Genomic DNA, 14,105 nt, shown 5'->3' on the forward strand with positions numbered 1-14,105 from the left:
CGTCTTGCTCATGGTGTCTCCGGTGCGGAGCGACAGTGTCGCTCATGAGTCGGTTACACAAAAATTCGTACACCCTCCCCGGCGAGGGCAGTGAACAGCAGCACGCACAGCCAAAGACCCGGGTGTTTGATCATGGGGTTCATCGTCATCACTCTCTGTGGAGTGGGTTCATCCTTGTCCATTCAATCGAAAAGAAACACCGACAGAACGCGCTAATACTTTCTTCGACCTATTGAAAATGAAGCACCCTGAATGGCCACTGGCGATTGCCACCTGAACACGCCACGACGCACTATCAGCCCAGCCATTCGTTCTCCGCTGCGAACAAGGAAGCTCCATGCGCCTCGCCCTCGTCCTACTGCTGTTGCTGTGCCATTGCGCGCAGGCCACCGAGACCGTCAACGACGTCACCGGCATGAACCCCATCGAAGTGGCGCAGGTACTGGCGCCCACCGAACTGGAGCAGATCGTCACGGCCGTTAGCGGGCATGCCGGCCCCATCGCCATTGGCGGCGGGCGCTACAGCATGGGTGGGCAGACCGCCACCGAGCAGGCCCTGCAACTGGACATGCGCCAGTTCAACCAGGTGCTGGAGTTTTCCGCAGAACGCCGGGAGATTCGTGTGCAAGCCGGCATCACCTGGCGCGAGATACTGGAGTACATCGACCCACACGGCCTGTCGCCGCAGATCATGCAGTCCTACGCCAACTTCACCGTCGGCGGCGCACTGAGCGTCAACGCTCATGGCCGATACGTCGGCCAGGGGCCGTTGGTGCTCGGCGTTCGCTCGCTACGCCTGGTGCTGGCTGACGGCCAGGTGGTGGATGCCAGCCCGACGCACAACAGCGAGCTGTTCCATGGCGCCATAGGCGGTTACGGCGGGCTGGGCGTCATCGTCGAGGCCACCCTGCCGTTGGTGGAGAACAGCAAGCTGGTGCGTCAGACGCAGCTCATGCCGCTCGGCGACTATGCGCAGTTCTTCGCCAGCCAGGTACGCGGCAACCCAGACATGGTGATGCACAACGGCATTCTCTACACCGACGACTACGACAGCGTACGCGCCGTGTCCTACCTGCGTACGGATGCGCCGCTGACCGTCACCGAACACCTGGTACCGCTGGACCGCGACTACAAGGCCATGCGCGCCGCGCTGGCAGTGGCCAGCAGCAATGGCGGCGCAAAGGTGCGTGAAAGCGTCGTCGACCCGCTGCTGCTCAAACGACCGCAAGTGCAGTGGCGCAACCATGAAGCCAGCCTGGATGTGCGCGAGCTGCAGCCAATTTCCGGCCCCGACTACAGCTACGTGCTGCAGGAGTATTTCGTGCCCGAAGCCCAGTTGGAGCCCTTTGTCGCGGGCATGAGAGACGTGCTCAAAGCGCACAAGGTCAAGGTCGCCAATATCTCCATCCGCCATGCCAAAGCCGACCCGGGTACGCTGCTGGCCTGGGCCCGCGAAGACACCTTCGCGCTGGTGATCTACTACCGCCAGGGCGTCTCACCCAGCGAGCGCGCCTCCGTAGGCGACTGGACACGACAGCTGATCGACCTCGCCATCGCCCACCAGGGCAGCTACTACCTGCCGTATCAAATCCACGCCAGCCGGGAACAGTTCCTCGCCGCCTATCCCCGCGCCGAGAAGTTCTTCGCGCTGAAAAAGCGCGTCGACCCAAGCAACAAATTCCGCAATAAGCTGTGGGATGCCTATTACCTGCAGCCCAGTGGCCGGACAGCCGCCGCATCAGGCCACTGATTGACAGCCATCACAGCAAACACAACCCACCCGGCACCGCCATGATCCACTCCCGCACCGCGAGAATGGTCGGATCGTTGCGGCGGCTCTCCGGGTACACCAGAAAGAACGGCTTGCCTTCCAGTTCCGGGCCGAAGGGTTGCACCAGTCGTCCCTCTCTCAGCTCATCCTCGATCAGTTGCCGGCTCATCAGCGCCACGCCCTGGGCGCCAACGGCCGCCGAAACGGCGTGGGTTTCGTCGGAGAACACCAACCCGGCACCGACATCCAGCCCCGACACCTGCGCCTGCTTCTGCCAGACGGCCCAGTCCATCGGCGAAGAGATCGCTGCCTGGTTGCGGAAGTGGATCAGCGTATGCCTGGGCAAATCGGCGGCATCGTGCAGTTCCAGTAGCGGGCTGCAGGCGGGCACGAAGGTATTGTCGAAGAGTTTTTCCGCCACCAGGCCTGGCCAGCGGCCGTCGCCGTAGCGAATGGCGATATCCGCCGTGACACCATCGAGCGCCACCGGCTCGTGCGAAGCGTGGATGCGCAGGTCGATCGTGGGGTGGGAGTCGCGCAGCATGCATACCCAGGACAGCAGCCAGCGCACGGCCACTGCCGGCGTAGTGCTGAGGGTGATGGCCTGTCGGCTGGGCGTTGCACTGAGGCGTTCGACGGCGGCACCGATGCTGTCGAAGGCGCTTTCCAGCACCTGCTGCAGTTCACGTCCGGCCATGGTCAGCTCCAGTTGCCGCGGCTTGCGCACGAATAGCGCGACGCCGAGGGCGTCTTCCAGTGCGCGAATCTGGTGACTGATCGCGGTGGCGGTAACGGAAAGCTCTTCCGCGGCTTGCTTGGCGCTTTCGTGGCGTGCCGCCGCCTCGAAGGCGCGCAAGGCGGAAAGCGGAGGGAGTCGGCGCCGGCTCATGCCTGAATTTTCCTCATCCGTTGCGAAAAATATTGATCGTTTGTCGCCCGATTGGGGCGACCTTAGCCTGAGTCTGCTGCCAATCACAGATGAATTCAAATTCAAGCAGGAGACTCATCATGACCCATATTCTGCATCTCGACGCCAGCGCCCGCCCCGGCCTCGCCGGCAAGGACCTGCACGGTTCGCACAGCCGCAATCTCAGCCATCGTTTCATCAGCCAGTGGCAGGCACGCCGCCCGCAGGATGTCGTCACCTACCGCGACATCGGCCGGAACCCGCCCTCGATCATCAGCCATGACTGGATCGCCTCATCCTTCACGCCCGAGCCGAAACGCGAGGCCTGGATGCACGACACCCTGGCCGAAAGCGATCGCCTGGTGGATGAACTGATCGCCGCCGACGTGCTGGTGATCGGCACGCCGCTGTACAACTTCGGCATGCCCGCCGCGCTCAAGGCGTGGATCGACCAGGTGGTGCGCCCCGGCCGCACGGTGGACGTGGATGAAAGCAACCCGCTCGATCCCTATGTACCCAGGCTGGCCGACCGGCCGCGCCATGCGGTAATCCTCACGGCGCGCGGTGGTGTCGGTTTCGATCTGGGCGGAGAGATGGCGCACATGAACCATCTGGAGCCGAACCTGATCACCGCGCTCGGCTTCATCGGCATCACCCGCGTGCACCAGATCGCCATCGAGGGCCAGGAAGTCGGTGGTGAACTGCTTGCCGAATCCGTCAAACAGGCATTGGCCAAGGTCGATGCGCTGGTAGCCGAACTGCAGCGTTCATTGCACACCGAGCGCGTCGAGGAGCCGGCGTGAGGCAACTGCCAGGCCGAGGATGACGCTGCCTCGCCTCAGCGCTTGGTGCAGGCAAACAGCGCGTTGCCAGAGCTGCCATCCCACGGCGCCAGCCGCTGATAGTCGTGCTCCAGCACCTGCACCTCGAAGTACGGCGCCAGCAGGTTCTGCAACTCGGCGAAGTTCACCGCCACCATCGGGTGTTCGTCGTGCCAGACCTCGGTCTGTTCGGCGAGGGTACGTTCGATACGCAGCCTTAGCGCCTGCTGTTCGCCTTCACCGCGGTAGTACCAGCCGGAGCTGAAGCGGAACTGCCCTTCGGCATGCCGTGCGCTGTGGGCAACGAACGAGGCGTTATCGATGCGCTGCTTGTCCACCGCGTTGAAGCAGAACACCCCGCCAACCGCCAGGGCGCCGTGAACGCTGGCGATACAAGCCTTGAGCCGTTCGATGCTGGCGCTGTAGTGGATGGAATAGAGAAAGCAGGTGATCAGGTCCAGCGGCTCGTCGACCTGAAAATCGCACATGTCCTGCCGGGCAAAGCGTGCCTCGGGGCAGCGCTGGGCGGCTCGGTCGAGCATCGGCTGGTTGATGTCCAAGCCGCTGCTGACATAGCCAGAATCTAGAAAATGGCGCACATGCGGGCCGGTGCCACAGGCCAGATCGAGATGGCGCTTGCCGCCGTTGCCAAACAGTTGTTGCAGGCGGTGCACGCAATGACTCTGGGCGGCGTAGTCGATGTCCGCGCACATCAGATCGTAGTAACCCGACAAGTCGGTATAGAGGGCATTGCCGGACATGATGACAGGGGCGCGCAGACGAAGGGCGCGCATCATAGCTCAGGCTGATGCCGCTGGGCATTGACTTGAAGTGGCACGCCTTGAAACAGTCACGTTCACTCCGAAAATGAGGCATCTCGCGGAAGTCATCATACGACATAGCAAAAACAAGCCAACTTCATCCGAGGTGATTTCCACCATCAATCAATGCCTGCAAGCAATTTTGGACAGTCAATCTGTCATCACAGCACTGAAGCACTTTCATAGTCATCACACATCATATAAGTTCCTGAAGTCGCATCTGCGATCAACAAGAACAACAAGGAACCTCATGATGAATGACGAACAACGCCCCGACGGCTCGCGCCGCCACTTTCTCAAGCAGTCGCTGGTCTATTCCGCTGCCGCCGCCAGCGCTGCATCTCTGCTGCCGCAACTGGCCAACGCCACGCAACCTCTCGATCTGCGCTACCCATCCGGCGCGGTCAAGGCGCTGGATGACAGCTTTATGCAATTGCGCCTGTTCAACGCCAGCGTGGAAAAGCTCGCCGATGGCATCCGCTGGGCCGAAGGTCCGGTGTGGTTCGGTGATGGTCGCTACCTGCTGGTCAGCGACATCCCCAACAACCGCATCATGCGCTGGGACGAGATCAGCCAGTCGCTGGCCGTCTACCGCCAGCCATCGAACTATTCCAATGGCCTGGTTCGCGACCGCCAGGGCCGGCTGATCGCTTGTGAGGGCTCGACCACCCAGGATGTTGGCCGACGCATCACCCGTACCGAACACGACGGCAGCATTACCGTGCTGGCCGATGCGTTCGAGGGCAAACGCTTCAACTCGCCGAACGACCTGGTGGTCAAGCGCGACGGTTCGGTCTGGTTCACCGACCCGCCCTTCCAGACCGGCAACTTCTACGAGGGCTACAAGATCGAGCCGGAGCTGCCCCATGGGGTCTATCGCATCGACGGCGAAACGCAGCAGGTCACCCGTGTGATCGAGGATCTGGCCGGCCCCAACGGCCTGTGCTTCTCGCCCGACGAGAAGACTCTGTACATCGTCGCGGGCCGCGCCAAGCCGCATCGCCTGGTGTGGGCTTATCAGGTGAACGACGACGGCAGCCTCGGCCAGCGCCGCAAACACATCGAAGCCACCGACACCGGCGCGCTGGATGGCATCAAGTGCGACGAGTTCGGCAACCTGTGGTGCGGCTGGGGCAGCAATGGCTCGGCCGAGAGCGATCCGGAAAAGCTCGATGGCGTGCGCGTGTTCAACCCGCAGGGCAAGGCCATTGGTCATATCTCACTGCCGGAACGCTGCGCCAACCTGTGCTTTGGCGGCGAGAAAGGTAATCGCCTGTTCATGGCCAGCAGCCATGGCATCTATTCCCTGTTCGTCAACGCACGCGGCGCCACCTTCATCAACTAACCGCTGCGCCACGGCCTACGCGGCCGTGGCCGGTCTTTCCAAATAGGCTAAGAGCGCTCTATTTCGGCCATTACAGCAAACATCAGCGGCATCGATGTTCACCATCATGCCAATGAAGTTCTCTGAAAAAATCCAGTGCGTAACATCTGCTCCATACCCAACCACAACACCGCTGGAGCAAAACATCATGAAACGCCAACTCATCCTCAGCTTCGCTTTCTCCGTACTGGCAGCCAACGTATTCGCCGCCTCCTCCGCCCAACCTGTGGTCGCCGAAGGTGGCTCTGATCGTCTGATCGAAAGCCGCATCGCCGAAGGTGGTTCCGACCGTCTGATCGAAAGCCGCATCGCCGAAGGTGGTTCCGACCGTCTGATCGAAAGCCGCATCGCCGAAGGTGGCTCCGATCGTCTGATCCAGAACCGCGTCGCTGAAGGTGGCTCTGATCGTCTGATCCAGAATCGCGTCGCTGAAGGTGGCTCGGACCGTCTGATCCAGAACCGCGTCGCTGAAGGTGGCTCGGACCGTCTGATTCAGAATCGCGTCGCTGAAGGTGGCTCGGATCGTCTGATCGAAAACCGTGTTGCCGAAGGTGGCTCGGACCGCCTGATCGAAAGCCGCACCGCCTGATACCTTCCTGATGAACTGATCGAGAACGTCGTATGACTCGATGGAAAGCGCAGCCCCACAAGGCCGGCCTGATAAGCCGGCCTTGGTTTTTTCAGCACTAGAAAGTCTCGCGCACTGCGCGAATGAGCAGCCCCGTGTCGACCCCAGGCAATCGACCGCCCCGCCCCCGCTCTATGGTGAACGCCCCTTTGATCACTCACCGGAGCGCCTCATGGCCAACAAACCGATCACCGTTCTGCGCGATACCCAGCCGATGCCAGTCGTCGATGCCTGCAAGTGGGAGCGCATCGAAGGTGACCCGCACACCGTCAACCTCAACGCCTACACCTCCGAAGACGGCAGCAAGATCATGGGAACCTGGATCTGCACCCCCGGCAAATGGCGCGTGGAGTACGTGAAGTGGGAGTACTGCCACTTCCAGGAAGGCTACTGCATCATCACCCCGGACGGCCTGGAGCCGATCCACCTCAAGGCCGGCGACATCTTCGTGGTCGAGCCTGGCATGAAGGGCACCTGGGAAGTGGTCGAGACCGTGCGCAAGTACTTCGTGTTCGCCTGATCGCGGTGGGCCTATCGGTGTGCGCCCAGCGCGGCGCCCACCGACTTGTCCGCTGCTGAGTACGAGCAACGCCGACCACCCTCGGCATTCAGTCATGCCTAATTCCTCCAACATCGTGCCCACCGAGCCAAGCACGCTCGCCATCATGCAAACGACAGATTTTCCGGGCACCCAATGGCCGATTGCAGGTCTGTAAAGATCGGGGGGACGCGACGCGAGAGGGCATGATGAGGCGATCACTATGGGGCACAGCAATTTGCATCACCCTATTGCTGGCAGGCTTGCCGCTGGCCTACAAGCTCTGGCCGGCTGCCGTACCGGCGGCCGCGCGGATCGGGGAAGTCGCCGGGTCATTCGAGTTGGTCGACCATCAGGGTCGACGCATAGACCAAAACAGTTTTGCCGAACGCTGGGTCCTGCTGTCCTTTGGCTTCACCCATTGCCCGGATGTATGCCCGACTACCCTGGCCACGGTCGCCAAGACGCTGGACAAGCTCGGCCCACGTAGCCAGCACCTGCAACCCGTGTTCATTACCCTCGACCCGGAACGCGACAGCCCACAGCTTCTGCAGCGCTACACGGGCTTCTTCGACCCGCGCATTATCGGCCTCAGCGGTAACGTCCAGCAGGTCAGACAGGCCGCCGACGCCTATGGGGTGTATGTCGCGCGGCGCGAAGCCAGCGGCACCTACCTGCTCGATCACACCACCAGCCTCTACCTGGTAGCCCCGGACGGACGTCTGGTTGAACTGTTCGCACAGAACGTCACACCCGAACACCTGGCAAGCAGTATCGGTGACTACCTCGATGCAAACTGAGCGCGCCGAATCCTCACGTAACTGGCCTCTGCACCTGGGCTTGCTGATACTGGCAGCCCTCTGGCTTGGCCCTTTGCCGGCCATGAGCCGCACGGCGTTCTCGCTGCACATGATCCTGCACCTGGGCGTCGTGGCGCTCGCAGCCCCGCTGCTGGCCATCGGCCTGGCGCGCGCCGGGCTCCGTCTCGACCGTTACGCAAGGGCAAGCTGGCTCAGCGCCGCCTTCATCGCCGAGCTGGTGGTGGTGTGGGGCTGGCACCTGCCTGCCGCGCACGAAGCCGCCGCCTTGCACGCCCCCCTGTTCGTTGCGCAGCAGGCCAGCTTCCTGGCCGTTGGCCTGACCATCTGGCTACTGGGTTTCGCCAGGCAGACCCAGCAGGGGCTGGTGCTGACGCTGTGCGGTTTTTTCCTGACGTTCGCCCACATGACCATGCTGGGGCTCGTTCTGATCATGGCGCCACGGCTCATCTACCCTCCCGAGCTGTGCCTGGGGGCTTTCGGTCTGCAAGCCCTGGACGACCAACGCCTGGGGGGCATGCTGATGGCAGGCTGGAGTGCGCTGGTCTACCTCGGCGCCACACTGGCACTGGCAGTCCGCCTGCTCGGGGATGATGAGCGTCCAGGCATCGAGGCAGGGCCGCCCCGATAGCACACGCCCCGGCATGCCATTCACGGCAAGCGCACGGTCAGGCTCACCAGTTTGAGCACGATCGGCCGCACCAGCATCACGCATACGAACGCGACCGGCATCGCCAGGCTGTAGGCGCTCAGCACCGCCTGTAGATAACCCTGGCCAAGACCACGGTTTGCAGCGGTAATGACCAGCGACATGAGCATGGCCATGATGCCCGACATGAAGAAGGCGAAAGCCACGGGCATGGCACGCGCAGGCAGTTTCCAGTTGCGCGCGGCGGCTGGAGCGAGGTCGAGATCGGACATGCTCAGGTTTCCTGTTCGATGAAAGTATCGAGCACTCTAGCGATGAAGATGATTGCGGCGATAGAGGGCGGAAGGTAAGTTGAGTATCAAGATAAACTTATGAATGAACGGCGCATTGGAAAGTAAAAGCACAGACACCCTGCGCGGCCTGGAGAGCTTCGTAAAGGCTGTTGAGAGCGGTAGCATCGCTGCTGGCGCTCGCTTGCTGGGCATCAGCGCAGCCGCAGCGAGCCAGAACATCGCCCGCCTGGAACAAAGCCTGGGCCTTCGCCTCCTCACCCGTACCACTCGAAGATTGGCACTCACCGACGCCGGTTCGCTGTATTTCGAGCGCGTACAGGCTGTGCTTCAGGAGCTGGAACTCGCCCGCGCCGCCGTCGCCGACTTGCAGGACGAGCCACGCGGGCAGTTGCGCATCGCCACCAGTGCAGCGTTCGGTCGCCATGTATTGGCTCCACTGATCCCCGGTTTCATGGCTCAGTACCCGCGCATCCGTTGCGAACTGCTGACCACCGACGGCAGCGTCGATCACGTGCAGGAAGGCGTGGACATCAGCATCCACATCGAGCAGCAACTGCAGAACGGTCTGGTGGCCAGGCGCATCGCCACTGCACAGACACGCTTCTGCGCCGCACCCGCCTACCTGCAGCGTGCAGGGCAGCCCAGTGAGCCAGAACAATTGCGCGACCACGACTGCCTGCTGTTTCGTTTCGCCACCGATGGGCGCCTCTTGCGTTGGGGCTTCGTTCGCGAAGGCGTGCACTTCGATGCCCAGGTCAGAGTGAGCATGAGCAGCAACGATATCGATGCCTTGGCACAGTGCGCGGCGTCAGGCGGCGGCATCACCCGCCTGGCGTCCTTTGTCGCCGATCCCTACCTGGCCCGTGGTGACCTGGTCGAACTGTTCTCCTCGGCAACGCCTACAGACAGCCGTGCCACCGGCGCTCCACTGGACTTTTACCTGTGTGTGCGTGGCCGCTACGAGCTGACGCCCAAGGTTCGTCTGTTCATCGATTACCTGCAACACGCCCTGCCCGCCGACTTGAGACCCTCAGCCGAGGCACGCTGAGATAGCTTGAAAAACGCAGGAACTTGGCCTACTCACAACGGTCAGTGCTGCGCCGCCGACCTGGCGGCTCCCTTATCACGGACGGCCCAAAAGGTGGAGATCATCGCCGGCAAGACCCTGGAAGTGGATTGCAACCAGCAACGCCTGGGCGGCCAGTGGCAGGAAAAGACCGTGGAAGGCTGGGGCTACAGCTACTACGAACTGGGCCAGGTCGGCCCGAGCATGAGCACGCTGATGGCCTGCCCGGACAGCAGCCGCAAACAGGCATTCGTGCGCGTTGGCGGCGAGCCGCAACTGGTGCGTTACAACAGCAAGCTGCCGCTGGTGATCTACGCCCCCAAAGATGTCGAAGTGCGTTACCGCGTGTGGTCTGCAGCGGCCGAAACCAGCGTGGCGCCGCGTCAGTAAACCATCGTCGAAAAACCGCCCCTCGGGGCGGGCATGTCTGACTGGCAACAACCATGGAAAAGGCTCTAAATAGCAACTATGGGACTGGCTGAGGCGTCAGGCACAGCTATGCTCAGAAAGCTATTTCTCATCGAACGCAACTGCAGCGTTCTTCCCTATCGGAGTTGCCATGGATATAGAAAGTCTGTTCGCTCAACTGCACTCCCTGCCCAGCATCCGAAGGTCGCGCAGGAGCTGATTCAACAGTTCGACAACCCGTCTTCGAGCCTGGAAAGCGTGGCGCGCAATATCGAGCGCGACCCGGTCATCGCTGCCAAGGTACTGCGCCTGGCCAACTCGCCGCGTTTTCGCGGGGCCCGTGAAGCGGTAAGCGTCGAAGACGCCGCCATGCGCCTAGGCTTCAATACCCTGCGCACGCTGGTGCTGGCCTCGGCAATGACGGGCGCGTTTCAGATCGATACCGGCTTCGACCTCAAGGGTTTCTGGATTCGCAGCTTTCGCGTCGCCAGTATCGCCCGCAGCCTGGCCAAGCAGCTGAAACTGGACACCGACGCCGCCTTCACCTGCGGCATGATGCACAACATCGGCGAGCTGCTGATCCAGACCGGCGCGCCTGACTTCGCCCGGCGCCTGAACCGTCACCCGAGACGCGAGGCGGCCGCACATGCCGCCGAGGAAACCCTGCAACTGGGCTTCGGTTACCCGGAAGTCGGTGCCGAACTGGCACGGCGCTGGCAATTGCCGACGCTGATCCAGCACGCCATCGCCTACCAGGCACGCCCAACGCAAACGCCGGATGACGGCCGCTATGCGCGCCTGCTTGCGCAGTCGGTCACCGTCGCGGAAACCACCGAACTGGACGGCGTCAGCGAACAGGCGCAGCAGAGTCTGGAAGGTCCGCTGTTCAAAGAAGTCGATCTGGGCAAGCTGTTCGAAGCCCTGCCAGCCGTACTGGAGGCGGACAAGGCGTTTGCCGAGTTGCTCGGCTAGAAACCCAGCGCGGGCACACGGGCTTGCGCTACCTGCGCAGGCCCGTGCCCCGGGTCACGACTCAGCGCATGCAACACTGCTTGTACTTCTTGCCACTGCCGCAGGTGCAGGGGTCGTTACGCCCGACTTTAGCCTCCTCGCGGCGCACCGGCAGCAGCGGGTCCAGGTTCTCCTGCCAATACTGGAAAAGCTCGACGGCGGCGGGTTCGAGCAGCGCCGTGCTGGCGTCGTATTCGGCATCGGACATAGCCTTGAGCGTCGCGTTGCCGCTTTCATCGCCATGCAGGGTGATCAGCGCCAGAGCTGCCGCCACCGACTCCGGCAGCGATGCATCGAGCCAGCCGGCCACCGCCGCACCACGCAGGTAGCCCGCGCACCATTCGGAGACGATCAGCTTCTCGCCCTTGCCGTTGTCGTCGGCGAGGAAGATCGCCTCATAGTCATCCGGCTCCTCGCTGAGCATGTAGGCCGCCTCGCTCATCAGCTCGACAGCCAGTTTCATGAAGCGCTCACCATCCTTGTCGCTCGGCCACTGCGGCGGCTGGTCAGCCCAGATCGCCGAATACCAGATGGCCGGCGCAACCTGGCGCGGGGCAGAGACGATGGCGGCGAAGAAGCCGTCCAGTTCGCTGGCAGAGAGGATCGAGTCATCGTTGCCGTACTTGAGCAGCCACTGATCGAGCTTCTCCAACCCTCTGTTGTCCATCGCCACGCCTCCGCCTGAAAAAGGCCGCTACTGTACCTGCGTCGGCGCGTATTGGCAGCCGTCCGGCATCTGGCGAGTGCCCAGTGGGCCACAGCCCGGTACAATGCGCGCCTTGCCCGTGTGTCAGCCTGATAAAAGAAAACACCATGTCCTTGCCCAAGAACCACCTGGAACTGCTCAGCCCTGCGCGTGACGTCGAAATCGCCCGCGAGGCCATTCTGCATGGCGCCGACGCCATCTATATCGGCGGCCCGAGCTTCGGCGCGCGGCACAACGCCTGCAACGAGGTGAGCGAGATCGCCAAGCTGGTGGAGTTCGCCCGGCGCTACCATGCACGGGTGTTCACCACGCTCAACACCATCTTCCACGACGACGAGCTGGAGCAGGTACGTACGCTGATCCACCAACTCTACGACGCAGGCGTGGATGCGCTGATTGTGCAGGACATGGGGGTGATGGAGCTGGATATTCCGCCCATCGAGCTGCACGCCAGCACCCAGACCGACATTCGCACCCTGGCACGGGCCAAGTTTCTCGACCAGGCCGGTTTCTCCCAACTGGTACTGGCACGCGAGCTGAACCTGCAGGAAATCCGTCAGATCGCCGATGCCACCGATGCCGCCATCGAGTTCTTCATCCACGGCGCGCTATGCGTGGCCTTCTCCGGCCAGTGCAACATCTCCCACGCGCAGACCGGGCGCAGCGCCAACCGTGGCGACTGCTCGCAGGCCTGCCGCCTGCCCTACACCCTCAAGGATGAAAAAGGCGGCGTAATCGCCTATGAAAAACACCTGCTGTCGATGAAGGACAACAACCAGAGCGCCAACCTGCGCGCCCTGGTCGAGGCCGGCGTGCGCTCGTTCAAGATCGAAGGCCGCTACAAGGACGTGGCCTACGTGAAGAACATCACCGCCCACTACCGCCGCGAACTCGACGCCATCCTCGAAGACCGCCCGGACCTCGCTCGTGCCTCCAGCGGCCGTACCGCGCACTTCTTCGTGCCCGATCCGGACAAGACCTTCCACCGTGGCAGCACCGACTACTTCGTCACTGAGCGCAAGGTGGATATCGGCGCCTTCGATTCGCCGACCTTTACTGGCCTGCTGGTTGGCAACGTGGAGAAGGTGAACAAGCGCGACCTGATTGCCGTCACCCATGAGCCGCTGTCCAACGGCGACGGCCTCAACGTGCTGGTCAAACGTGAGGTGGAGGGTTTCCGCGCCAATATCGCCGAGCTGAAAGGTGAGTTCGAGGAAGACGGCGAGAAGCGCTACCGCTACCGCGTCGAACCCAACGAAATGCCCGAAGGCCTGTTCCGCTTGCGCCCGAATCATCCGCTTTCGCGCAACCTCGACCACAACTGGCAGCAAGCGCTGCAACGCACCAGCGCCGAGCGTCGTATTGGCGTGAGCTGGAAGGCCGAGCTGCGTGAAGGCGCCCTCAAGCTCACCGCCACCAGTGAGGAAGGCATCAGCGTCGACGTCGCCCTGCCCGGCCCGTTCGGTGTGGCCAACAAGCCGGAACAGGCACTCGATGGCCTGCGTGACCTGCTCACCCAGCTCGGCACCACCATCTACCACGCCCAAAGCGTGACGCTGGATGCGCCGCAAGCGTTCTTCGTGCCCAACTCGCAGCTCAAGGCACTGCGCCGCGACGCCATCGAAGCACTCACCGAAGCCCGCGTCGCTGCCCACCCACGTGGCGGCCGCAAGGCCGAGACCGACCCAGCGCCGGTGTACCCGGAATCGCACCTGTCGTTCCTGGCCAACGTTTACAACCAGAAGGCCCGCGACTTCTACCACCGCCACGGCGTGCAACTGATCGACGCTGCCTACGAGGCGCACGAAGAAGAAGGCGAAGTGCCGGTGATGATCACCAAGCACTGCCTGCGCTTCTCCTTCAACCTGTGTCCGAAACAGGCCAAGGGTGTAACCGGCGTGAAGACCAAGGTCGCACCGATGCAGCTGGTACATGGCGATGAAGTGCTGACCCTGAAGTTCGACTGCAAGCCGTGCGAGATGCACGTGATCGGCAAGATGAAGGGCCACATCCTCGACCTGCCGCAACCTGGCAGCGCGGCGACTCAGGTGGTCGGGCACATTTCACCCGACGACCTGCTCAAGACCATTCGCCAGAAGCCGGGTTACAGCCACTGAGCCCAGCCTCGCCTGTTGTGGGGGGGGGGGGGGGGGGGGGGGGGGGCCCCCCCCACCCCCCCCCCCCCCCCCCCCCCCTCCCCCCCCCCCCCCCCCCCCCCGGGAGGAAGGGGCGAAGCACCCAGCCCCCCGCCCCGCGCGCCGGCGGGCGGGGGGCGGGGCGCGCC

At 62.8% G+C, this 14,105-nt stretch carries 13 protein-coding genes and 2 pseudogenes; 11 read left to right on the plus strand and 4 right to left on the minus strand.

Translation table 11 applies throughout. From position 1 onward, the window contains the following. Window positions 1-337: 337 nt before the first annotated feature. Window positions 338-1,750, plus strand: coding sequence for an FAD-binding oxidoreductase (locus tag EGJ86_RS24080; RefSeq protein ID WP_125836879.1), 1,413 nt, complete (start codon window positions 338-340; stop codon window positions 1,748-1,750). Window positions 1,751-1,760: 10 nt separating this feature from the next. Here the strand turns inward: EGJ86_RS24080 and gcvA are convergent, their stop codons facing one another. Continuing rightward, window positions 1,761-2,660: a transcriptional regulator GcvA gene (gene gcvA / locus EGJ86_RS24085; protein ID WP_125836880.1), complete on the minus strand. Its 900-nt coding sequence runs from the start codon at window positions 2,658-2,660 to the stop codon at window positions 1,761-1,763. Between the two features lie 119 nt (window positions 2,661-2,779). Here gcvA and EGJ86_RS24090 point away from each other — a divergent pair, with 119 nt between their 5' ends. Continuing rightward, window positions 2,780-3,481: an FMN-dependent NADH-azoreductase gene (locus EGJ86_RS24090; RefSeq protein WP_125836881.1), complete on the plus strand. Its 702-nt coding sequence runs from the start codon at window positions 2,780-2,782 to the stop codon at window positions 3,479-3,481. Between the two features lie 35 nt (window positions 3,482-3,516). Here the strand turns inward: EGJ86_RS24090 and EGJ86_RS24095 are convergent, their stop codons facing one another. Beyond that, window positions 3,517-4,260 (minus strand): class I SAM-dependent methyltransferase, encoded by a 744-nt coding sequence (locus EGJ86_RS24095; RefSeq protein ID WP_125836891.1) that lies wholly within the window; start codon window positions 4,258-4,260, stop codon window positions 3,517-3,519. A gap of 313 nt (window positions 4,261-4,573) precedes the next feature. Here EGJ86_RS24095 and EGJ86_RS24100 point away from each other — a divergent pair, with 313 nt between their 5' ends. From EGJ86_RS24100 to EGJ86_RS24125, 5 genes are all read left to right on the plus strand, one after another. Next, a complete protein-coding gene (locus EGJ86_RS24100) occupies window positions 4,574-5,665 on the plus strand; it encodes an SMP-30/gluconolactonase/LRE family protein (RefSeq protein ID WP_125836882.1) in 1,092 nt (363 codons plus the stop codon). A 187-nt stretch (window positions 5,666-5,852) separates the two neighbouring features. Further along, window positions 5,853-6,293, plus strand: a complete 441-nt coding sequence (locus EGJ86_RS24110; protein ID WP_125836884.1) for a phage infection protein — start codon at window positions 5,853-5,855, stop codon at window positions 6,291-6,293. Window positions 6,294-6,504: 211 nt separating this feature from the next. After that, window positions 6,505-6,852 carry a cupin domain-containing protein gene (locus EGJ86_RS24115; protein WP_039964843.1) on the plus strand — a complete coding sequence of 116 codons (348 nt, stop codon included), beginning with the start codon at window positions 6,505-6,507 and terminating at the stop codon, window positions 6,850-6,852. A gap of 227 nt (window positions 6,853-7,079) precedes the next feature. Beyond that, window positions 7,080-7,670 (plus strand): SCO family protein, encoded by a 591-nt coding sequence (locus EGJ86_RS24120; protein ID WP_158620920.1) that lies wholly within the window; start codon window positions 7,080-7,082, stop codon window positions 7,668-7,670. Next, window positions 7,660-8,319, plus strand: coding sequence for a cytochrome c oxidase assembly protein (locus tag EGJ86_RS24125; RefSeq protein ID WP_125836886.1), 660 nt, complete (start codon window positions 7,660-7,662; stop codon window positions 8,317-8,319). The genes EGJ86_RS24120 and EGJ86_RS24125 overlap by 11 nt, the downstream gene beginning before the upstream one ends. Window positions 8,320-8,339: 20 nt before the next feature. On the opposite strand, the gene EGJ86_RS24130 is transcribed toward EGJ86_RS24125, so the two are convergent. Then, a complete protein-coding gene (locus EGJ86_RS24130; RefSeq protein ID WP_125836887.1) occupies window positions 8,340-8,609 on the minus strand; it encodes a DUF2798 domain-containing protein in 270 nt (89 codons plus the stop codon). Between the two features lie 103 nt (window positions 8,610-8,712). Here EGJ86_RS24130 and EGJ86_RS24135 point away from each other — a divergent pair, with 103 nt between their 5' ends. From EGJ86_RS24135 to EGJ86_RS24145, 3 genes and pseudogenes are all read left to right on the plus strand, one after another. Continuing rightward, on the plus strand, window positions 8,713-9,678 hold the full coding sequence (locus EGJ86_RS24135) for a LysR family transcriptional regulator (protein WP_125836888.1): 966 nt from the start codon (window positions 8,713-8,715) through the stop codon (window positions 9,676-9,678). A gap of 60 nt (window positions 9,679-9,738) precedes the next feature. Then, window positions 9,739-10,086, plus strand: a pseudogene (gene eco / locus EGJ86_RS24140) (serine protease inhibitor ecotin); the annotation flags it as partial. A gap of 169 nt (window positions 10,087-10,255) precedes the next feature. Continuing rightward, window positions 10,256-11,076: pseudogene (locus tag EGJ86_RS24145) on the plus strand (HDOD domain-containing protein). 61 nt (window positions 11,077-11,137) lie between these two features. On the opposite strand, the gene EGJ86_RS24150 reads toward EGJ86_RS24145, so the two are convergent. Further along, window positions 11,138-11,782, minus strand: a complete 645-nt coding sequence (locus EGJ86_RS24150; RefSeq protein ID WP_125836889.1) for a YecA family protein — start codon at window positions 11,780-11,782, stop codon at window positions 11,138-11,140. 146 nt (window positions 11,783-11,928) lie between these two features. Here EGJ86_RS24150 and EGJ86_RS24155 point away from each other — a divergent pair, with 146 nt between their 5' ends. Beyond that, a complete protein-coding gene (locus EGJ86_RS24155) occupies window positions 11,929-13,938 on the plus strand; it encodes a U32 family peptidase (RefSeq protein ID WP_125836890.1) in 2,010 nt (669 codons plus the stop codon). The last annotated feature ends 167 nt before the right edge of the window (window positions 13,939-14,105 follow it).

Origin of the sequence: Pseudomonas sp. o96-267 (genome assembly GCF_003935465.1) — a bacterium.
GTDB classification, from domain to species: Bacteria; Pseudomonadota; Gammaproteobacteria; order Pseudomonadales; family Pseudomonadaceae; genus Aquipseudomonas; species Aquipseudomonas sediminis.

Excerpts from the sequence above, each read along its gene's own strand:
- EGJ86_RS24080 (WP_125836879.1), top strand. The coding sequence starts at position 338 with ATGCGCCTCGCCCTCGTCCTACTGCTGTTGCTGTGCCATTGCGCGCAG.
- gcvA (WP_125836880.1), bottom strand. The coding sequence starts at position 2,660 with ATGAGCCGGCGCCGACTCCCTCCGCTTTCCGCCTTGCGCGCCTTCGAG.
- EGJ86_RS24090 (WP_125836881.1), top strand. The coding sequence starts at position 2,780 with ATGACCCATATTCTGCATCTCGACGCCAGCGCCCGCCCCGGCCTCGCC.
- EGJ86_RS24095 (WP_125836891.1), bottom strand. The coding sequence starts at position 4,260 with ATGTCCGGCAATGCCCTCTATACCGACTTGTCGGGTTACTACGATCTG.
- EGJ86_RS24100 (WP_125836882.1), top strand. The coding sequence starts at position 4,574 with ATGAATGACGAACAACGCCCCGACGGCTCGCGCCGCCACTTTCTCAAG.
- EGJ86_RS24110 (WP_125836884.1), top strand. The coding sequence starts at position 5,853 with ATGAAACGCCAACTCATCCTCAGCTTCGCTTTCTCCGTACTGGCAGCC.
- EGJ86_RS24115 (WP_039964843.1), top strand. The coding sequence starts at position 6,505 with ATGGCCAACAAACCGATCACCGTTCTGCGCGATACCCAGCCGATGCCA.
- EGJ86_RS24120 (WP_158620920.1), top strand. The coding sequence starts at position 7,080 with ATGAGGCGATCACTATGGGGCACAGCAATTTGCATCACCCTATTGCTG.
- EGJ86_RS24125 (WP_125836886.1), top strand. The coding sequence starts at position 7,660 with ATGCAAACTGAGCGCGCCGAATCCTCACGTAACTGGCCTCTGCACCTG.
- EGJ86_RS24130 (WP_125836887.1), bottom strand. The coding sequence starts at position 8,609 with ATGTCCGATCTCGACCTCGCTCCAGCCGCCGCGCGCAACTGGAAACTG.
- EGJ86_RS24135 (WP_125836888.1), top strand. The coding sequence starts at position 8,713 with ATGAACGGCGCATTGGAAAGTAAAAGCACAGACACCCTGCGCGGCCTG.
- EGJ86_RS24150 (WP_125836889.1), bottom strand. The coding sequence starts at position 11,782 with ATGGACAACAGAGGGTTGGAGAAGCTCGATCAGTGGCTGCTCAAGTAC.
- EGJ86_RS24155 (WP_125836890.1), top strand. The coding sequence starts at position 11,929 with ATGTCCTTGCCCAAGAACCACCTGGAACTGCTCAGCCCTGCGCGTGAC.